Annotated in this window: 18 protein-coding genes; 7 read left to right on the top strand and 11 right to left on the bottom strand. The window is 67.1% G+C overall.

Annotated elements, in window-relative coordinates:
* Window positions 1–40: 40 nt before the first annotated feature.
* Window positions 41–1,081: a hypothetical protein gene (locus tag C5C07_RS18850; protein WP_115805830.1), complete on the bottom strand. Its 1,041-nt coding sequence runs from the start codon at window positions 1,079–1,081 to the stop codon at window positions 41–43.
* 141 nt (window positions 1,082–1,222) lie between these two features.
* Between C5C07_RS18850 and C5C07_RS18845 the strand changes: the two genes are divergently transcribed.
* The 4 genes from C5C07_RS18845 to C5C07_RS18830 are packed head-to-tail and all read left to right on the top strand — an operon-like array spanning window position 1,223 to window position 4,567.
* Window positions 1,223–2,050: a DUF4129 domain-containing protein gene (locus C5C07_RS18845; RefSeq protein ID WP_115805807.1), complete on the top strand. Its 828-nt coding sequence runs from the start codon at window positions 1,223–1,225 to the stop codon at window positions 2,048–2,050.
* Window positions 2,047–2,628, top strand: a complete 582-nt coding sequence (locus C5C07_RS18840; protein ID WP_233510456.1) for a hypothetical protein — start codon at window positions 2,047–2,049, stop codon at window positions 2,626–2,628. Before C5C07_RS18845 ends, C5C07_RS18840 begins: the two co-directional genes overlap by 4 nt.
* Entirely contained in the window at window positions 2,625–3,887 is a 1,263-nt protein-coding gene (locus tag C5C07_RS18835; RefSeq protein WP_004977908.1) for a DUF58 domain-containing protein, read from the top strand. Before C5C07_RS18840 ends, C5C07_RS18835 begins: the two co-directional genes overlap by 4 nt.
* A complete protein-coding gene (locus C5C07_RS18830) occupies window positions 3,884–4,567 on the top strand; it encodes a hypothetical protein (RefSeq protein WP_004977909.1) in 684 nt (227 codons plus the stop codon). Before C5C07_RS18835 ends, C5C07_RS18830 begins: the two co-directional genes overlap by 4 nt.
* Here the strand turns inward: C5C07_RS18830 and C5C07_RS18825 are convergent.
* A complete protein-coding gene (locus tag C5C07_RS18825; RefSeq protein WP_004977911.1) occupies window positions 4,545–5,513 on the bottom strand; it encodes a MoxR family ATPase in 969 nt (322 codons plus the stop codon). The genes C5C07_RS18830 and C5C07_RS18825 overlap by 23 nt on opposite strands.
* Before the next feature lie 115 nt (window positions 5,514–5,628).
* On the opposite strand from C5C07_RS18825, the gene C5C07_RS18820 reads away from it, so the two are divergent.
* Window positions 5,629–6,543 (top strand): glycosyltransferase family 2 protein, encoded by a 915-nt coding sequence (locus C5C07_RS18820; protein ID WP_050460407.1) that lies wholly within the window; start codon window positions 5,629–5,631, stop codon window positions 6,541–6,543.
* 52 nt (window positions 6,544–6,595) lie between these two features.
* Here C5C07_RS18820 and C5C07_RS18815 read toward each other — a convergent pair whose 3' ends face one another.
* The 4 genes from C5C07_RS18815 to C5C07_RS18800 all read right to left on the bottom strand — a co-directional run bounded on the left by C5C07_RS18815 (window position 6,596) and on the right by C5C07_RS18800 (window position 11,214).
* A complete protein-coding gene (locus tag C5C07_RS18815) occupies window positions 6,596–7,900 on the bottom strand; it encodes a helix-turn-helix domain-containing protein (protein ID WP_115805805.1) in 1,305 nt (434 codons plus the stop codon).
* A gap of 324 nt (window positions 7,901–8,224) precedes the next feature.
* The gene (locus C5C07_RS18810; protein WP_115805804.1) at window positions 8,225–8,827 is read right to left on the bottom strand and encodes a hypothetical protein; all 603 of its coding nucleotides are present in this window, start codon (window positions 8,825–8,827) and stop codon (window positions 8,225–8,227) included.
* A 262-nt stretch (window positions 8,828–9,089) separates the two neighbouring features.
* On the bottom strand, window positions 9,090–10,079 hold the full coding sequence (locus C5C07_RS18805) for a Gfo/Idh/MocA family protein (RefSeq protein ID WP_115805803.1): 990 nt from the start codon (window positions 10,077–10,079) through the stop codon (window positions 9,090–9,092).
* On the bottom strand, window positions 10,072–11,214 hold the full coding sequence (locus tag C5C07_RS18800; protein ID WP_004977921.1) for a DegT/DnrJ/EryC1/StrS aminotransferase family protein: 1,143 nt from the start codon (window positions 11,212–11,214) through the stop codon (window positions 10,072–10,074). The genes C5C07_RS18805 and C5C07_RS18800 overlap by 8 nt, the downstream gene beginning before the upstream one ends.
* 249 nt (window positions 11,215–11,463) lie before the next feature.
* Between C5C07_RS18800 and C5C07_RS18795 the strand changes: the two genes are divergently transcribed.
* Together C5C07_RS18795 and C5C07_RS21360 are read left to right on the top strand one after the other, a co-directional pair.
* Window positions 11,464–12,072: a hypothetical protein gene (locus C5C07_RS18795; RefSeq protein WP_049905290.1), complete on the top strand. Its 609-nt coding sequence runs from the start codon at window positions 11,464–11,466 to the stop codon at window positions 12,070–12,072.
* 286 nt (window positions 12,073–12,358) lie between these two features.
* A complete protein-coding gene (locus C5C07_RS21360) occupies window positions 12,359–12,520 on the top strand; it encodes a hypothetical protein (RefSeq protein ID WP_156224453.1) in 162 nt (53 codons plus the stop codon).
* A 125-nt stretch (window positions 12,521–12,645) separates the two neighbouring features.
* Here C5C07_RS21360 and C5C07_RS21965 read toward each other — a convergent pair whose 3' ends face one another.
* The 5 genes from C5C07_RS21965 to C5C07_RS18770 form a co-directional block, all read right to left on the bottom strand.
* Window positions 12,646–13,125: a hypothetical protein gene (locus tag C5C07_RS21965; protein ID WP_231608393.1), complete on the bottom strand. Its 480-nt coding sequence runs from the start codon at window positions 13,123–13,125 to the stop codon at window positions 12,646–12,648.
* A 384-nt stretch (window positions 13,126–13,509) separates the two neighbouring features.
* On the bottom strand, window positions 13,510–14,079 hold the full coding sequence (locus C5C07_RS18785) for a helix-turn-helix domain-containing protein (RefSeq protein WP_004977928.1): 570 nt from the start codon (window positions 14,077–14,079) through the stop codon (window positions 13,510–13,512).
* Window positions 14,080–14,225: 146 nt separating this feature from the next.
* Window positions 14,226–15,059 (bottom strand): phosphatase PAP2 family protein, encoded by an 834-nt coding sequence (locus C5C07_RS18780; protein ID WP_004977931.1) that lies wholly within the window; start codon window positions 15,057–15,059, stop codon window positions 14,226–14,228.
* Window positions 15,056–16,954 carry an ABC transporter substrate-binding protein gene (locus tag C5C07_RS18775; protein ID WP_233510454.1) on the bottom strand — a complete coding sequence of 633 codons (1,899 nt, stop codon included), beginning with the start codon at window positions 16,952–16,954 and terminating at the stop codon, window positions 15,056–15,058. Before C5C07_RS18775 ends, C5C07_RS18780 begins: the two co-directional genes overlap by 4 nt.
* 63 nt (window positions 16,955–17,017) lie before the next feature.
* Window positions 17,018–18,487 (bottom strand): hypothetical protein, encoded by a 1,470-nt coding sequence (locus C5C07_RS18770; protein ID WP_004977935.1) that lies wholly within the window; start codon window positions 18,485–18,487, stop codon window positions 17,018–17,020.
* Window positions 18,488–18,591: the final 104 nt, after the last annotated feature.

Below are 18,591 nucleotides of genomic sequence, written 5' to 3'. Positions count from 1 at the left end.
GTTCGGTGATTCGTGTACATAAATAAACGAACGCGGGAGATTAGTCGGAAGACGCTATCTCGATAGAGACCGAGTCGCCGTTCTTGAGGTAGTAGTCGGTCGGGTCGACGGACTCGCCGTTGACGGTGACGTTCGCAGTCGCGTTGTCACCGTCACCGTCGTACGCGTAGGTCGTTCCGTTGTAGGTGACGCCCTCGTCGGTCATGTTGATGCCGTCGAGCGTCGACATGCCGTAGGCGAGCGTGACGTGCGCCGAGTGCGCGTGCCACGGGTTCGCGTGACCGCCTTCGAAGTGGAAGTGGTCGTTGTGACCCGCCTGCTGGTACTTGTCGCGGCTGAAGTCGAGCCGTTCACCGTCGACGGTGAAGTCGATAGTTCCGTGGACGTGGAGCTGTTCCGGCGGGATGTACTCGCCGGGAGTGGTGACGTTCGAGTCGTCGGTCACGACGAGCACCCACACCTTGTCGTCCGATTCGAGCGTGTACTCCTCGGGGTCGACCTCGTGGCTGTCGACGCGGTAGATGAGTTTCGTACCGTTGGTGGACTCCTCGAAGGTCTCGCCGTCGTAGGACAGCGTCGACTCGGTGGCGTCGACGTCGGCCGCGTCGAGCGCCGCCGCGAGCGTCGTGCTCTCGTTGGTGTGCCACGAGTCGACGTCGCTCATGTGGACCGGCGCGTCCTCGTCGAGGTCCTCCGTGAGACTCACGCGCTCGCCGGTGACCACGACGGCCATCTGCCCGGCGTACGCCGCGTCGACCGACGACTCGTCACTGGTGTTCGCCGCCGAGTCGTGGCTGTGTGAGTCGTGGTCGGTGTCGGAGTCGGAGTCGGAATCCGACGACTCGTTCGTCGCGTCCGCGGCCGTCGTCTCCGCGGCCGTCGCGTCGTCCGAAGACGCCGTGTCGTTCGCGGTTCCCTCGACGTCTGAATCCGTCATCTCCGTCGTTTCGGCGGTTTCGTTCGCCGCGGTCGTGTCCCCCGTGTCGCCGCCCGCGAATGACGAACAACCCGCTGTCGTCATCAAGAGCGCGACGAGGAGGGCGATACTCGCACGTTTCAGTGTCTTGGATGGGATATCCATCTCGAACTCGAACGAGACATCACGGCCACCCACCGTTATTATCGACCACGTAGTGGCGGCTTACCGGGCGGATAATTAGTATGAGCGGGGGCGGGTCTACACCCATCGTGATACGCCTCGACACCCGCGGAGGTCGGTCGGATGGACAGTGACGCGCTCGTCACGCTCGGACTGGCTCTCGTGTGTCTGTTCGCCGTCGGGTCGGCGGCCGGGTCCCTCGAATCGGCGGTCGACTCCTCGCCGAGCGAGGCGATCGACCTCGATTACTCCTCGCTCCCGCTCGACAAGGGCGACGCCAACGACATCAAGCGCGAATACCAGACGCTGACGGACAACCCGAGCCAGCAGGAACACGGCGGCGAGCAGTCGTCGCAGTCGGGACAGTCTAGCGCGAGCGGTCCTGACGACGGTGACGACGACTCCACGTCCGACAGTTCGACAGACAGTTCGGACGCCCAGCGCGACCAATCTTCGGGGTCGAACGAGACGCCGGGCGAGCGAGACGGGCTAGAGGCGCTCATCGATGCCCTGCTCGCGCTTCTCTCGCGTCTCGTCGAACTGGTCGTCGGAGTCGTCGCGGTGGTCGCCCTCGCGCTCGTCGCTCGGTATCGAGACCGCATCGCGGCGCGACTGTCGCCGATAGTCGCTCGCTTCCGCGGGGGAGAGTCTCCGGCGGAAGAGCGCGCCGGAGGCGGGGTCGATGCGCCGCCCGAACCGGAGAACGAGGTCACCGAAGCGTGGTACGAGATGGTCGAGCGCCTCCGACTCGACGACCGTCAGTTGCTCACGCCGCGAGAGCGGGCGGCAATCGCCCGCGAGAACGGGGCCGACGCGAACTCGGTGTGGTCGCTCACGGAACTGTTCGAAGAGGTCAGGTACGGCGGCGCGCCGGTGACCGAAGACCGACGCCGCCGCGCGAGGGAGTGTCTCGAACGGCTCGGCCCGTCCGGGGGGCGAGACCAGTCGTGAACCGCCGAAAGATGCTGTTCGGACTCCTCGGACTCGGCTGCCTCGCCGTCGGGACGGTCGCACGCGGGGCGGTCCTCCCGATGGCATCGCTCGTCTCCGAGGCGGGCGGCGACTACGTCCTCGTGGCCGCGCTCTCGGGAGTCGCGCTGCTCGCGTCGCTGCCGGTCATCGCCTCCGGCCGGGAGAGCGAACTGCGGCAGGCCGACACGCCGGACCCGGAAGTTCCCGCTCGGGTCCCGCCCGCGGGGCGCGAGTTCGACGAGACGGTTCGGGGATGGGACTATCGGACGCCCGTTCTCGGCAACAGCGCCCGGCAGCGAGTGAAAACGCGGCTCCGAACGGCGGCCGTCGAGGCGGTGATGCGCGAGCGGAACTGCGGTCGAAGCCGCGCGCGTCAGCTCGTTCGACGCGGCGAGTGGACCGACGACGCCGAGGCGGCGTCGTTCCTCGGGGGTCCGAAACGGTCGACGCTCGCCACCGCGGTCGCCGCGCTTCGGCGACGACAGACGCCCGCCGAGTTCCGCGCCCGGCGGACCGCCGAGGCCGTCTACGCGGTCGATGGAGGGACGGACCGGTGACGACGCCACAACAGACGAACCGCTGGCGCGGCGTCGTCGCCGTCGCGCTCGTCGTCGCGGCCGCCGGGCTACTGGCGAAGCGACAGGAACTCCTCTTGCTCTCGACGGTCGGCGTCGTCTTCGCGGCGTACCACCGGACCGTCCCGATGCCGACGCCGAATCTCACCCTCGACCGCCGGGTCGACACCGCCGCACCGGCGAGCGGCGACGAGGTCGAAATCGAAGTCGCGGTGACGAACGAGGGCGACGAGACGCTGTACGACTGCCGGGTCGTCGACGGCGTTCCCCCGGCGCTCTCCGTCACGGACGGCCCGGCGAGGTGCGGGATGGTGCTTCGCCCCGGCGAGACGCGGACGTTCTCGTACGCCGTCGAAGCCGAGCGCGGGCGGCACGCGTTCGACGACGCGACCGCCATCGTCCGCGACCCCAGCGGCGACAGGGAGGTCGAACTCGACGTGCGCGCCGCGGACGAGACGGAACTCGACTGCACGACCGAGATTACGAAGCCGCCGCGTCGGTCACAGACGCTCGACACCGTCGGCAGCGTCGCCGCGAACGGGACGGGCTCGGGCATCGAGTTCCAACAGACGCGGTCGTACCGCCGCGGCGACCCGGTCAGCCAAATCGACTGGAAGCGGTACGCCGCTTCGGGTGAGTTGACGACCGTCGACTTCAGGGAAGAGCAAGCGGCGTCAATCCTCGTCCTCGTCGACGCGCGGGCGGTCGCCTACAGTGGCCCGCCCGGGGAGACGCACGCCGTCGACGCCGGGGCGTCCGCCGCGGCTCAGTTGACGACTGCCCTGCTGAACGGCCGGAACCACGTCGGCCTCGCCGCGCTCTCGGCCGAAGACTGCTTCCGAGCGCCGGGCGCGGGGCGGGAACACCGACTCCGGTTGCGGAAACTGCTTTCGAGGCACTCGGCGTTCGCCGCGAGTCCGACGGACACGGACGACCCAGTCGACGAACAGGTCGAATCGTACCTCGGTCGGCTCGGCGAACAGACGCAGATTCTCTTCGTCTCGCCGCTCTGCGACGACACCGCCGTCGAAGTTGCGCGCCGGTTCGACGGGCACGGCCACGCGGTCACGGTCGTCTCCCCGGACGCGACGGCGAACGAGACGCCCGGCGAGCGCTTGGCGGCCGCAGAGCGCCGGAATCGGTTGCGGGCGCTCCGGCAGGTCGGTATCCCCGTCATCGATTGGTCGCTCGACGACCCGCTCGCGCTCGCAATCGACGCACAGCGGGGGGTTCGGCTGTGAACGGGGAGATAACCAGACGGCCGGCGCGGCTCAGCGCGGCGCTGTCGTTGTTCGCCGCCGCGCTGTCCGTCTCGCTCGTGAACACCGGCGCGTCGACCGGGACGTTCGTCGCCGTGGTCGGCCTCGTCGTCGCGATGGAGGGCGCACACCGGTTCCGAACGGGGCAGCGACTGCTCGGGACTGCCGGACTGCTCGTCGGCGTCCTCGTCGCGACGGGCGGTGCGGGCCTCGCCGTATCGAGCGCCACCGGCCAGTCACAGCTCATCGAGGCCGGACTCGGACTCTTCGGCGTGTTCTGCCTCGGACTCGGCGTGCTTCCCCTTCGCGGAGCCGGGTCGCGCGGACTGAGTAAACTCGGCTGCGCGTCGGTCCTCTTGGCTGTCGTCGCCGGCGGGCTGTTCCAGACGGCCGACGCCGTGGCCCTGCTCGTCGCGTGCGCGGCGCTCGTCGTCTCGTGGGACGCCGCGGAGAACTCGGTGACGGTGGGCGAGCAACTCGGCCGGGAGGCGAAGACGTGGACCGTCGAGGCGGCCCATTTCGGCGGGACGGCGCTCGTCGGGGGCGTCGCGGTCGGTGCCGGGCTCGTGGTTCGCGACCTCGGGACGCCCGGTCTGCCGCTTCACGCGGTCGCGTTCGTGCTCGTCGCCTTGGTCTTTCTCACGCTCGCTCTCCACGACTGACCGTCGGGACGGAGACTTCGGCGAGCACGTCGTCGACGAGTTGGCTCCGCTCGACGTTGTCGACCGTCGCCTCGGCGGTCGGAACGATTCGGTGGGCGACCGTCGCGTGGACGACGGCTTTCACGTCGTCCGGAATGACGAAGCTCCGGCCGTGGACCGCGGCCGTCGCGCGGACGACCTCGAACAGCCGCTGACAGCCGCGCGGCGAGACGCCGACCGCGACGCGGGGGTTCTCCCGGGTCGCGCGAACGATGTCGACGATGTACTGTTTTATCTCGCCGTCGACGCGGACCGTCTCCGGGACGCGCTGCATCTCGCGGACGCGGTCCGTCGAGAGGACCGAAGAGACCGTCGGCGTGGGCTCATCGCGCGCGTCGCGGCGGTCGAGCAGTTCCAGTTCGCCCTCCTCGTCCGGGTAGCCGAGGCTGTCTTTGACGAGAAATCGGTCTTTCTGCGCTTCGGGCAGGGGGAACGTTCCCTCCCCCTGTTCGACCGGGTTCTGCGTGGCGATGACGAAAAACGGGTCCGGGAGCGGGTGCGTCTCGCCGTCGACGGTCACCTGCCCCTCGGCCATCGCTTCGAGGAGCGCGGCCTGCGTCTTCGGCGAGGCGCGGTTGATCTCGTCGGCGAGGACGACGTTCGCGAACAGCGGGCCCTCGCTGAACTCGAACGACCGGTCTCGCTCGTCGAACACGTACGTCCCGGTCACGTCGGCGGGGAGGAGGTCCGGCGTGAACTGGATTCGGCTAAACGAGAGGCCGAGCGCCGTGGCGAAGCTCTGTGCGGTCAGCGTCTTTCCCGTGCCGGGAACGTCTTCGAGGAGGACGTGTCCCTGCGAGAGCGCTCCGGTGAGGATGCGCCGAAGGACGGCTCGGTCCACGACGACTGACCGAGCTATCTCGTCGAGAACGCGCGTGCTGTGGTCGTGGAGTTCGCGGACGTCCATACTCCGGAGTCAGCCCAGCCGGCCATTATTATGCGATAGGTAAGCGCGCCACCGACCCGCGCGTTACCTGCTCGATAATAATGCGCCCCCGACGGAGAGTAAGAGGCGATACCCGATGCCGACAGTGAGCGTCATCATCCCCACGTACAACCGCGCGGACGACATCCCGCGCGCCATCGACAGCGCGCTCGACCAGACGCTGTCGGACGTTGAGGTCATCGTCGTCGACGACGCCTCCACGGACGACACAGCGTCGGTCGTCACCGCCTACGACGACCCGAGAGTGAACTACCTCGTCCACGAGACGAATCAGGGTGGAAGCGCCGCCCGGAACACCGGAATCGAGGTCGCGACCGGCGACTACATCGCGCTCCTCGATTCCGACGACGAGTGGGCAGAGACGAAGCTCGAACGGCAGGTCGAGACGCTCGAACGACGGTCCGACGAGTGGGTCGCCGCGTACTGCGGGACGATGATTCTCGACGACGCGGACGCCAACCCGCTCGTGGAGCGCGTCAAGTCCGTCCTCGGAACACACGACTCCCGAGAGGGGGCGGAAGGCGGCGAGGAACTCATCAAGGAGATTCTCATGGAGAACCTCCACACCAGCGCGGGCTCGACGCTCGTCGTCGAGTCCGAGGTGGTCGAGCGAATCGGCGGGTTCGACGAGTCGTTCGACCGCTACCAGGACACGGAGTTCCTCATCCGCGTCCTGAAGGAGGGAAAGCTCGCCTACGTCGACGAACCCCTGTTGCGGCGATACCCCTCCGGCGGACCGAGCGCGGACGCCGTCCGGCGGGCCAACGCGCACTTCCTCAAGACGTTCGCCGAGGAGGTCGTCGAGCTAGAGACCCGCGGCTACGACGTGACCGGCACCCACCAGTACGCGCTCGCCGCGCAGTACCTCCGCGAGGGGCGGTTCGACGCCGGACTGGCGTACCTGCGCGCGGGCTCGACACCCGGACCGGCGCAGCTCCCCGGTCTCGTCTACAGCGTCGTCAGAGGCGTTCAGAACAGAGTGGGCGCGTAACGGGGGGTGAAACCGGGGGAAGCCGAGTCGAAACGGCGAGGCGACGCCCGAGTCACTCGTCGAACGGCGACCCCGCACCCTCGGGCATCGACCCCTCTTCGGCGACGATGTTCTGTCGGCCGACAGATATCTTCTCCACCGTTCCGAGCTCGTCCATGCTCGAAAGCAGTCGACTGACCTTCGATTTCGACCAGCCCGTCTGCTCGACGATTCTACTCTGGTAGACCCAACCGCCGTTGTCGCGGAGCAGTTGGATGACTTTGTCCTCGTCGGTCAAGACGGGCTGTGACGACTGCTGGAGTTCGTCCCGGTCGAACTCCGGCGGCGTCGATGGCGAGTCCGATTCGTCGTCTCCGTCGTCCGTCTCGGTCCCGACCGGCTCGAACAGCTGCGGCGCGGACACCGGCGCTTCGAGCTGGTACTCCGACGAGGCGAGGAACCAGCGGCCGCCGACGGCGACGACGCCGAGCAGCGTCCCGCCGGTGAACACGAGCATCGGGGTGGTGCTGCCGTCGGTGGGGTCCGTTCCGAGCTTCCGCTCTAGCCCGTCGTTCAGTCCGTCGCCGTCCGTGTCGGGGTCGACGGGGTCGGTCCCGTGTTCGTACTCGTACCCGTCGTCCAGTCCGTCGCCGTCCGTGTCGGCGGTGCTGTCGTTCGGCGGCGTCCCGAGTCGCATCTCGACGCCGTCGGGGATGCCGTCGCCGTCAGTGTCGGGGTCTGTCGGCTCCAGCGAGTTCGACAGTTCGGCCGCGTCGTTCAGTCCGTCGCCGTCCGTGTCGGGCGTCGTCGGGGACGTCCCGTAATTTTTCACCTCGGCCCCGTCTTGGAGGCTGTCCTTATCGGTGTCCATGAGGAACATCGAGGTGTTGTTGGACAGTTCGTTCGCGTTGCTGAGTTTGTCGCCGTCGATATCGCCGTCTTTCCGGAGTATCGTGATGTTGACCGTGTCGCTGGCAATCTGCTCCGACTGTCCCGGGAAACTGTTCCAGAGGACGACGGAGACGTTGCTCGAGCCCTCGAACTCCGAGAGGGATTCGTACGAGAACTCGACGGTCTGCGTGCCGGACGAGACGCCCTTATCGGTGCAGTCGACCCGGTAGCCGCTCTCGTTTCTCACACACACCTCGTAGATGTTCGACTCGTTCGGGGCGTCGAACTCGACCGAGAGCGTGTTGCGTTCGGACGCCCAGAGGAACGTCGACTCCCTCGGCTGGTCGACCGGAACCGTGTTCGTGAACGCTCCTTCGATGGCCGTCTCGTTGGTCGTCTCTTCGTCCATCGCCATCACCGGTGCGGGAAGGACCGCGCCCGTGAGAACGAGCGCGACCAGAACGAACACCACGCGGGCGTACGACATGGTTATCGGAGAGTCACCTCGATTCGGGCGCGTCGGCTCGGGGGCGACGTGACGTTCGCTCGGCTCGCGGGAGGCCATTGAGAGGCTCCACCGGGTGCTCGCGAACGAAGAGGGCGCGCGTCTGAAATCATTGGGGCCAATTTTGCGCTGTATCGATGATTCTAGTTCAACAATATGAATCTCACGGCCTGTTATGACAGCTGGGCAGTAGCTATCTATCTGGATAGTTCGAGTCGAGAGACGGATAAATCACCCTCGATATAGCGGGTACTTAGGTCGGAACCAGACGAACGGCGTGCGTTGCGCGGTAGAACTCGAAGAGCGTTATTCTTCGTCGCCCGTCTCGAAGTTGTCGAGAACCTGCCAGAACGTGAGCGCCGTGTAGACGCTCATGACCGCGAGCGCGACGAGCAGGTGAGGGATGGAGCCGAACCCGAAGAGGCCGAGCCCCGATGCACCGATAAAGAGCGTACTCAGCCCCGAGACGGAGAGGTAGTACGCCCCCCACGGTCGCTCGGACTCGCCGTCCGTCTCGTCGTCGTCATCGTCGGGGAGTTCGAGGTGAGCCGCGAGCTCGTTGGCGAGGGGCGTCTTCTCGACGATACCCCTGCTCTGATTGTAGTCGATGACGCCCTCTTCGTCGAGTTTCGGGAGGTGCGCTTGGTAGAGGGCGATATAGACGCGCTGGCGCTGGTCGGACATCAACGCCTGAACCGTCGTATCGTGCTCCCACGCGGCGACCTGCTCCGCGATGTCCCGCATCTGAACCGGTCCCTCGCGGTCGCGCAGGTATTCGAGAACCTTCCGACGGCGCTCGTTCTGGAGCAGGTGGTATATCTCGTCTTTCCCAAGTTCCGTGTTCTGCTCGGCCGAATTCGTATGCTGGTCGATGAGCGCGTTCTCGGTACCGTTCACTTGAGTGGTCATGCTCGCTCCAACCGTTACTGTGGCCCCAAATAAAGCGTCAACACCGTCCCGGATTTTCCGAACTGTTGTGAAAACCCGACCGGAATCAAGGCGTATTGCAGCAGTTTAGTGACTGTTTCAGACTGTTTCAGGGGTGCATAATCGCAAGACAGCGGCTTTGTTGCCTGTTTGACAACAGTCGAGAAGCGCCCGATAGCAATTCGGCGAAAACCGGATTGTTGTTCCAGCAAAGGCACGTGATAAGCCCGATAAATCTCGTGTTTCAGTCGACCGTGGAGGTCAGTCGGGCCCCGCCGTCGAGGGTTTCTCGCGCAGCCTCGTCGAGTTCCTTCGTCAGCTTCAACACCCGAAGCCCCTGCTCGCCGTCCACGACGGGCTCCGTACCGGTCGAGGCGGCGTGCGCGAACGACCGCAGTTCGCTCTGTAGGGGCTCGACCTGTTCGACCGCGAGCGTCTCCACGAAGTTCTCGTGGCGGTGCCGGACGAGCGACTCGTCGTCGATGTACGAGGGGACCGACGAGCGGTGAATCTCGATGTTCTGTTCGATGTAGTCGACCTTCACGCGGCAGTCGGCCGCCGAGATGGTGAGGCCGCGGACTTTCTCTTGGGTGACGCGGCTCGTCGTGAGCGACGCCGTCACTCCCGAGTCGAACGCGAGGTTCGCGTTCGCGTGGCGGCAGTCCGGCGTTCCCACGGCGTCGTACGAGTCGACCGCGCCGTCGACGATGTCGAGGACGATGTCGAGGTCGTGAATCATCAGGTCCATCACGACCGTGTCGTCGATGGCGCGGTCGACGGGCGGTCCGAGTCGCTCGGTCGAGACCGCGTGGACGTCGAGGTCGTCGACGAGGTCGCGGAGGGCGCGAACCGCCGGGTTGAACCGCTCGATGTGACCGACCTGCAACACGAGGTCCCGCTCGTCGGCGATGTCGACGAGTTCCTGTCCGTTCTCGGGGTCTTCGACGAACGGTTTCTCGACGAGGACGTGAACGTCCGATTCGAGGGCGCGCTTCGCGTTCTCGTAGTGGAACTGCGTCGGCACGACGACGGAGACGATGTCCGCCGCGTCGAGGAGGCCGTCCATCGACCGCGCGGTCGTCCCGTAGTCGTCCGCGACGGACTCGGCTCGGTCGCCGTCGACGTCGAAGACGCCGACGAGCTCCGTGTCGCCCAGTTCGTCGTACACCCGGGCGTGGTTCTGTCCCATGCTCCCGACGCCGATGACGCCGGCCGCGACGGTGTCGTCAGTCATCGGACGCCTCCGCGGTGGACGCGCGAGTGCCGGCCGGAGGGACGATGGTGACCTCGTCTCGGAGGACGGTCCCGACTCGCTCGACCTCCGCTTCGGTGAGGCTTGGGTGTACCGGGATGGAGAGAGCCTGCTCTGCGACCCGTTCGGCGACGGGCGCACGGGCGTCGAGGAAGTCGTAGGCGGGCTGGTCGTGGATGCACCGCGGATAGTAAATCCCGCACCCGATGCCGCGTTCGTCCAGCTGTTCGACGACCGAGTCGCGGTTGCCGACCCGAATCGTGTACTGGTGGTACGAGTGGTCGAACCCGTCGGGGACCGTCGGCGTCGCCGCGTCCGTGTCGGCCAACAGCTCGTCGAGTCGCGCCGCGTTCGAGCGACGGTTCTCGATGAAGCCGGGCAGGCGTTCGAGTTGGGCGCGACCCATCGCGGCCGCGACGCTCGTCATCCGGAAGTTGTGACCGAGCGAGACGTGACGGTACCCGTCGGTCTCCCGGCCGTGGTTGACGAAGCTCGCGGCGTTCTGTGCGACGGTCTCGTCGTCGGTGACGACCATCCCGCCTTCGCCGGTGGTCATGTTCTTCGTCGGATAAAACGAGAAGCTCGCGGCGTCGCCGAGCGACCCGACCGGCGTGTCGAAGTACTCGGCACCGTGGGCCTGCGCCGCGTCTTCGACGAGAGCCACGTCGTAGTCGTCGGCGATGTCGCGGAGTTCGCCCATCGGCGCGGGGAGGCCGTAGAGGTGGACGACGACCATCGCCTGCACGTCCGAGTCGAGCGATTCGAGGGTCGCTTCGACCCGCTCGGGGTCGAGGTTGAACGTCTCGGGGTCGATGTCCGCGAACACCGGCTCGGCACCGGCGAACCGAATCGCGTTCGCCGTCGCGACGAACGAGAAGGGCGTCGTCAAGACGCGGTCGCCGGGGCCGACGCCGACCGCTTCGAGCGCCGTGTGCAGCGCGGTGGTCCCGTTCGACGTGGCGACGCCGTGGTCGGCGTCGCAGTAGTCCGCGAACTCGGACTCGAACGTCCGTACCTCGGGGCCGTCCGCGATCATGCCCGACTCGACGACGGACTCGATGCGGTCGAGTTCTTCGTCACCGAGAACCGGGGAGGCGATACTGATGTCTCCAGTCATCGGCGTCGTCCTCCGCGCGTCGGAGCAGCCGCGCCGTGAAGCGCCGAACAGTCGCGTCGATAGTCGCTTGGGTGTGTGCGTCTCATAGCATGTCCTGCGGTCCTGCGACCGCTGTCGAGTGCCAGACACCAGGAACCCATTATTATGGTTTAGATAAGCCCACAGCGCCACTGAAGCGTCGATTCCAGCGATTCAGTGGGGCGGGACACCGTAGTTTTATTTTTATAGATTACATAGTCGAGCACGTCAATGGCACCATCGTGGGCACCGGGCGGCCCCGACGACACCGGAGAGCAACCTGGACCATCACTCGACGACAGACCCGGTCTCGGCGGTGTCACCGAATCTCGACGACGGGACACCATCGTTTCGCTCGTGAACGAGCGTTCCGAGACGCCGTACACCGTCGGCGAGCTGACCGTCGCGCTCTCGGAGTGGTTCCAAGACGAGACGGACGGGATGGTCCCGACGGACGAGGAGATACACAGCGTGCTCTTCGACTTCGACCTGCCGCGACTCGACGCCGACGGTCGTCTCGTCTTCCACCGCGAGACCGGGCGCGTCTTTTCGCCGACCCACGACGGTGCCCACGCGACTCGCGCGTCGAGCGAGCTGAACGCGGGTTCGACCGTCGATAACGCGGGAGACACGAACCGCGGTTCGGTCGCGCCCGAGCCGACTGACGACCGAGTGACGGTCTCGCGAAAGCGGTTAGTGAACGTCGCCGTCATCCTGGTTGGCGTCGCCGGCGTCGCCGTCACCGCATCGAGCGTGAGTCCACTGGACACGTCTTTCGCCCTCGTCCCCGCCGCGCTCGTCGTCCTCTTTTTCGGCTATCGCGCGCTCACCGAGGAGTGACGCCAGCGAATCCCTGAGCAGTCGAACGGTTCGTCTCGCGGCACTATTTCGCTCGGCTTACCGAGGCTGTAACGCCGGCCGACGCCGAGCCGACCGCAGAGAGTTCGGTGAAGTGACAACAGGATATTATGAATGCGCCGTCTGTTCCGTTTCAGTTACAGCCTGAATAAGGATATGCCGATGCGCACAATCCACGACCATGCCTCGTGGACACGTAACAAGCGGGACAGAGACGCCGAGCGGGACAGAGACGCCAATCGCTGCCCCTGAGGAGGTTCGGTAGGCGATGCTCACGGGAGAATTCGCCGCGGTGAGCGCACTGTTCGTCGGCCTCGCGGTCGTCACGTCGGGGTTGGGCCACGTGAACCGCGTCGGACCGTCGTACGTCCGAGCGCGCCAGCTCGTGTTCCTGTTCATGCTGTTCGGGACGGTCACGCTCGCGCTGTGAATCGCGACAGTGGGACTTCGCCCGGTCCGCAATCGAGTCTCACGTCGGCGTCCTCGTCGCGTCTGTGCGCGGGGGCGCGCCCTCACGGCACGCTCCACGGCGAGTCGACCGAGCGGTCGAATCGGCTACTCGTCGTCCTGCGGGAGGACGACGCACTTCCCCGACCCGAGTTGGAAGCGCTCGATTCGCCCCTGCGTCTCCATCCGACACAGCGTTCGGCTGATCGTGGAGTCGGACCACCGCGTCCGCTCGACCAACTGCGACTGCGGCAGTCGGCCGCCCTCGACGATGAGCAGTTGAAGGATTCGGCGCTCGGAGTTGAGCAGTTCGGGGTCGACGCCGAGAAGCCCGTGATTCGCGTCGGGGGCGGACGACACGTATCTCTCTGAATACGGGGACGCGTCCACCGAATCAGTGGTCGGTTGCCCACCGTTTCTGCGGCCGGAGCGGTTCGAGAGGGACACAACGAGGCGGATGAACGCGTGCCAGTAGGCCGCGAAACGCGAGGCGATGGCTCGTCGATACCCGAGCGCACCACCTCCCGCTCCGGTGGTGCCCGCCGCGGTCCCGGCCAAGTGGGTGTCGTCGTTACTGCGGTCCGCCATAGCTCACTATCTGTTCCTCATCTTTTTGTACGTGTTACCAACGTGGTTAGGGATGCGTTCTGTGTCATAGATTGCGGTAACGGTACTCGGCTGGTTCGGTCGCCGGATAGCCGGCGGCTCGTCGATGTCGATGTCGATATCGAGGGCGGGAACGAGTGCCCGTCGCGCCGAGCGTTCGACGGCGGTGGAAGCGCCGGGACGTGGGACGCAACCGATGGGACGCGCAGGTCCCGGAGCCGACAGAACAGAGCGCGCAGTCGGTCGTGGGACCGACTGCTCGGCGAGGGGTCACAGCGTACGACTCTGTCGTTCACACCGAGTACTCATTCCAACAGTTGTTACCTCGACTAGACCCCTCGTCTTATCGGTTGCAAGTGCAAGCAACTAATAGGGGAGACTCGGAGGTGGCCGCTCGACGAGCGCCCTCCGAATCAGCCGCTCGTGACCGCGTCGGAGTCGCTGCGAGGTCGCCTGGTGGGTGACACCGAACGCGTTCGAGAGCTCCCTGATACCCGAATCGCGGGGAACGCTGTAGTACCCCTGTCGGAACGCGGTGACGAGGGTGCGGTACTGCCGGTCGGTCAGCCCGAACCGCGTCGGGTCCTCGAGGTTCTCGGGCGACCGAAGCCGTTCGACGTCGAACTCCGTTCCGGTGCGTCGCCATCCGTCGCCGAGCGACCCGATCGAGTCGCGGTCGTGGGCGAAGACGCGGACCACCCACTCACCGTCTCGGCCGTGGGCGTCGAGAACGCTGAGGCCGCCGTCGACGAACAGTTGCATGAACTCGTCGGCGAGCGGTCTGAGGCTCAGGCGGTAGACGCCGCCGTGGGACGACGGGGCGAACGGTGCGACCGACCCGACGCTCGGGTCGTCACGAAGCGACGACGCAATCTGCGCTGGGTCGTCACTCCGGACCCACAGCAGCGGCGAGAGCGTGGGCCCATCGAGTTGCACGGAGCGAACCAGACGCGCCTCGGTGATGGAACTGCGTGAGAGGACATCATCGAGAACGAACGCGGACGCCGGGATTCGAAGTGTAATGATGGCGCTCACGACCGACCACAGGAACCGCCCGGACCTTATTATCCGGGCGGTAAGGGTTACGCGTCGGCGGACCGGCGGCCGACGAGCCAATCGCCGAACGCGACGCTGCCGACTCCGAGGACGACGCCGGCGACGACGTCGGTCCCCCAGTGAATCCCGAGGTACATCGTCGAGAAGGCGACCGCGGCGGCGAGCACCGACGCGACGACGGCCCACGCGGGGTACGTCTCCCGCGTCCGAATCGCAATCGCCGCCGCCGAGACCGAAAGCGACGTGTGAAGCGACGGGAACACGTTCGTGTTCACGTTCACCTCGCCGGTGAGTATCTGCGTCTGCGGGTAGGTGCTGTACAGAAGCGACTCGACCTGTCCCGGCAGGAGGTTACGGGGACCGTAGGAGATAAACAGGACGTAGCAGGTCAGGCCGATGGCGTAGTTCGCCGCGTACGTGACCGCGGTGAGTTTCAGCGGTCGCTCGTCGGCCGCCGCGAAGTACGCGACGAACGGGAACGTGAGCAGGAAGACGTACCCCGAGAGGTACACGGTCGAGAGGACGGCGGTGAGCGCCGGCGTCGCGAGCGACTGAACGTGCTGGACGAAGTTCCCCTCGATAGCGTAGATGACGCCGGTGGCGTTCCAGCCCAGCGCCCACGACACTTCCGGGCCGACGCCGCGGGCGACCTTGTTCACGAGGAGAACGACCGCCAGCAGACCGAGGTACGGCGCGGCCTCGCGCAAGCGGTCGCTCCCCGACCCGCACGCCGCCGCGAGACGCGACGGGCCGACGATAGCGAGCGTTGCGAGCGCCAACGCGACAGCCGCGCCGCCGAGCACGCGGGCGAGAACCGCGACGAGCGGTGAGAAGCCTATCGAGGACTGAGCGGAAATCATTCTTGAATGAGGAGGTCGCCGTCGCCCGAGTAGGCGTATCCCGCGTCTTCGAACACCGACCGCGCTCGCTCCGCGTCGAGCGTGCCGGTCCCCGAGTCGCCGACGAACTCGAGTTCGGACACGGCCTCGTCCCACGCATCACCCGCTGGGACGTACGTCGTCGCGACCAGCGGTGACGACGCCGGTTCGGTCTCGCCGTCGAACACCGAATCCACGAGGAACTCGCGGTCGACGAGCCGGGCGACCGCCCGTCGGAACCGGGGGTTCATGAACGGCGGCCGTCGGTGGTTGTAGCCGACGTGATAGCACCACTCGGGCCGGCTGGTGCGAACGGAGATTCCGGGTTCGTCCGCCGCGGCCGCCCTCGAATCGGCCGACAGCGAGTTCGCCGTCGCGTCGACGGCGTCGGTCGCGAGCAGTTCGACGGCGGCGCCGTCGGAGGGAACGACGTCGAACCGCAGCGAGTCGAACGAGAAGCCGCCGTCGAACCGGGACAGTCGGCCGTCGAGCGCGTCGTCGGCGAGGAAGTGGTCCTCGAACGGTTCCATCGAAACCGACTCTCTGGCCGTCGTTCCCGTCACGCGGAGCGGTCCGCTTCCGACCGGGTCGAGGTTGTTCCGGACGAGCGCCTCGGTGACGTGGCCGCCGTCGAGCCACGAGGCGCTCGTCGGGCGGGCGAACGGCTCCCAGACGTGTTCGGGGAGCACCGGAATCGTCAGCGCGCGCGCCGCGACCGGTTCGCTCACGTCGCCGAACCGAATCGTCACCTCGCGGTCGGACGCGGCGTCGACCGACTCGACGAGCGAGGCGCGGCCGCGGTATCGCGGCGACGGGACCGGCTGGTCGAGCGAGCCGAGTGCCGTGTCGGAGATGAACCGGAAGGTGAACGCCACGTCCGCCGCCGTTATCGGCTCGCCGTCGTGCCACGCGAGGTCGTCGCGGAGCCGGACCGAAAGCGTCGTATCGTCCCCGTCGGCCCACTCCCACGACGCGGCCATCCACGGCCGCATCCGGTCGTAGACCGGACGACCCAACGAGTCGTAGACGAGGTCGAGGAGCGTCCCGTCCGACCGAAACGGCGTCGAAAGCGGGTTGAGGTTCTCCGTCGGACGCGAGTCGCCTATCGTCATTCGGAGTTCGTTTTCGGGGGTCGGTTCGTCGGTCGTCGTCGCGGGCGTCGAGGTCGGGGCGGGCGTCGAGGTCGTCGCTGACGTCGACTGCTCGGTCGGGGCGGGCGTCGCCGACGGCGTGACCGTCGACTCGGTCCGCGAGGCGGTCGCCGTGGTGGTGACAGCCCTCGCACCGAGGTATCCCGTGAGGCTGTGGATTCCAACGCCGTCGGGCCAGTCGACCCGCACCGGCCGCGTCGCCTGAGCCGGGGCGGGGGCCGCGACGGGCGTGAACGGTTGGGCCTCCACGACGCGCCGTTGAATCTCCGCGAGCGTCGCGGCGCGGACGGAACCGGTCTCGGTCCGCTGTCGCTCCAGAAGCGAGTCCAACGACAGGTCGCCGTATCCGAACGGGTTTTGCCAGCCGCGGCCCGGACCGTAGCGAGAGTGGAGCAGGGGACGGAGGAAGTCCGGGTCGCGCCGGAGCAGCAGCCGGGAGACGTAGATATCGAAGTCGTGGTTCGAGAGCACGTCGCGGAGGAGTTCCTCCCGGCTCATCGGGACCACGGTCGCCGCGACGCCGACCGTCTGGAGGCGGGTGGCGAGGTAGCGGGCGAGCCTCGTCGCCGTCGCGTCGGTGTCCGCGGGAACGGTCTTGATAGAGAGCGAAAGCGGCGTCCGCTCGTCGCGCGAGACCGTCGATTCGAGCTGCCGGACGCACCCGCTGGTCAGGCCCGCGCCTGCGAGCGCCAAAACCGACCGTCTAGAGAGCCGTGTTGATGACATGTACGGGAGGGCAGGTAACTGTCTTCGAGCGCGGTGTCGTTATTATCCGGGGGCTAAGAGCGCCTAGATACCCAAGAAAAGCGGCCACGCGAACAGGAGCAGCCACAGGCAGACGGCCGCCGAAAGCGCCGCTCGGCGGGGTTCCGACGACTCGAAGTGACGGCGGCCGGCGACGGCGAGAACCCCGAGGGCAACGAGCACGGCGAACCGGTGGAGGACGACTTCGACCGGGACGACGGCGACTCCTATCATCGCGAAGTCGGCGACGAGACCCGTCCCGTAGCCGACGAACGCGGTGCCGAACCACAGTTCCGACGAGTACCCCCGCGGCAGGCGAGCGGCGAGGACGGCCGGCGCGAGCGCGAACACCGGAAAGAGCAGTCCGGCGACGACCTTCGGGTGGTTCGGAACGACGCGTTCGAGCCCGAGTGCGGCCGAGCGGACCAAAACCGGGAGCGCGACGAGTGCGACCGCGAGCGCGACGACGCGCTGGAATCGGTCGTCGGCGAGCCGCGACCAGCGGAGGCGCTCGACGAGCGCGCCGAGTTCGTCTCGGCGAGTGGCGAGCGCGGCGAGTCCACCGACGGCGACGAAGCCGACGGCGAGCATGGACAGGACGGTTCCGACGCCCGCCGGCCCCGTCTGCGGCGTATCGAGTACCGAGGGGGTGTCGTCGCGTTCGGAGCCGGCGCGCTCTGCGGCCTCGTCTCTGCCTGTCGCCGACCCGACGCTCGCGGGGCGACGCGCGTCGTCTCTCGGGAGCGTCGAGAGTTGCGGCGGCCCGAGTTCGACGACCGACACCCAGCCGTCGGCGTCGATGATGCCGCCGTTGGCGAACCGCTCGCGACGAACGTCGACGACGGTCGGGCGGCGCATCAGGTCGCGTTCGACGGCGTGTTGCGGGCCGGCGAGGCTCGTCACCGTGTGGCGAAGCCGGAACCAGTCCCAGTAGTCTCGGTGGGCCTGAATCGCCGTCCACGAGTCGTCCGGCGTCCCGCCGCCGTACAGTCGGAGGTGAGTTCGGCTCCCGAAGTACGTCCCGTCGTGGAGCTGCATCGACTCCGCAATCCACAGCCCGCCCGAGTCCGCGGTGTCGACGAAGGTAAACCGGTCCGCGCCCGTGGCCGACCCCCACGGGGAGGCCGGCTCGTCGGTGGGGGCCTGTTCGGTGGACGCCTGTTGCCACGACTCGTTCGTCTCGTCCCACGTCGCGTCGCGCGAGTACAGGAGCAGCGAGCGGACCCGCGCGGGGTTCCCCTCGACGACGACGTTCACCGGGAGCGTCAGCGCGTCAAACGACCGGTCTCGGCTGGTGAACGGCCAGAGCCGGTCCCCCCGGTCGCCGACCGGGACCAGCCGAACGTCGTCGGCAGATTTCGGACCGTTCGGTGCCGACTCGGCCGTCGCGGCCGTCGAAGCGCCCCCGTTCGCGCCGAAATCGACGACGCTCGCGGTCGGCACCGCTGTCGTCGCCAACAGGAGGACGACACCGAGGACGACGAGGCTCTCGGCCGCCCCGAGACGAGACGCCATTGTGTCGTCTACCCGCCCTCGGGACCCTAATTATTCCGTGCGTAAGGTCCGAGTGGACGGATTCCGCGTCGGTGGCCACGAGCCCACCCGCGGTTTAGCACCCG

This window comes from Haloferax sp. Atlit-4N, from assembly GCF_003383025.1.
Classification (GTDB): Archaea; Halobacteriota; Halobacteria; order Halobacteriales; family Haloferacaceae; genus Haloferax; species Haloferax gibbonsii.
This window is presented reverse-complemented; position numbering and strand designations above follow the sequence as displayed.

Bases quoted from the DNA above. Each gene is read 5' to 3' on its own strand.
- C5C07_RS21965 (WP_231608393.1), bottom strand. From the start codon at position 13,125: ATGGCGGACCGCAGTAACGACGACACCCACTTGGCCGGGACCGCGGCG.
- C5C07_RS18825 (WP_004977911.1), bottom strand. From the start codon at position 5,513: ATGGACGTCCGCGAACTCCACGACCACAGCACGCGCGTTCTCGACGAG.
- C5C07_RS18770 (WP_004977935.1), bottom strand. From the start codon at position 18,487: ATGGCGTCTCGTCTCGGGGCGGCCGAGAGCCTCGTCGTCCTCGGTGTC.
- C5C07_RS18850 (WP_115805830.1), bottom strand. From the start codon at position 1,081: ATGGATATCCCATCCAAGACACTGAAACGTGCGAGTATCGCCCTCCTC.
- C5C07_RS18815 (WP_115805805.1), bottom strand. From the start codon at position 7,900: ATGTCGTACGCCCGCGTGGTGTTCGTTCTGGTCGCGCTCGTTCTCACG.
- C5C07_RS18810 (WP_115805804.1), bottom strand. From the start codon at position 8,827: ATGACCACTCAAGTGAACGGTACCGAGAACGCGCTCATCGACCAGCAT.
- C5C07_RS18845 (WP_115805807.1), top strand. From the start codon at position 1,223: ATGGACAGTGACGCGCTCGTCACGCTCGGACTGGCTCTCGTGTGTCTG.
- C5C07_RS21360 (WP_156224453.1), top strand. From the start codon at position 12,359: ATGCTCACGGGAGAATTCGCCGCGGTGAGCGCACTGTTCGTCGGCCTC.
- C5C07_RS18795 (WP_049905290.1), top strand. From the start codon at position 11,464: ATGGCACCATCGTGGGCACCGGGCGGCCCCGACGACACCGGAGAGCAA.
- C5C07_RS18805 (WP_115805803.1), bottom strand. From the start codon at position 10,079: ATGACTGACGACACCGTCGCGGCCGGCGTCATCGGCGTCGGGAGCATG.
- C5C07_RS18800 (WP_004977921.1), bottom strand. From the start codon at position 11,214: ATGACTGGAGACATCAGTATCGCCTCCCCGGTTCTCGGTGACGAAGAA.
- C5C07_RS18775 (WP_233510454.1), bottom strand. From the start codon at position 16,954: ATGTCATCAACACGGCTCTCTAGACGGTCGGTTTTGGCGCTCGCAGGC.
- C5C07_RS18820 (WP_050460407.1), top strand. From the start codon at position 5,629: ATGCCGACAGTGAGCGTCATCATCCCCACGTACAACCGCGCGGACGAC.
- C5C07_RS18780 (WP_004977931.1), bottom strand. From the start codon at position 15,059: ATGATTTCCGCTCAGTCCTCGATAGGCTTCTCACCGCTCGTCGCGGTT.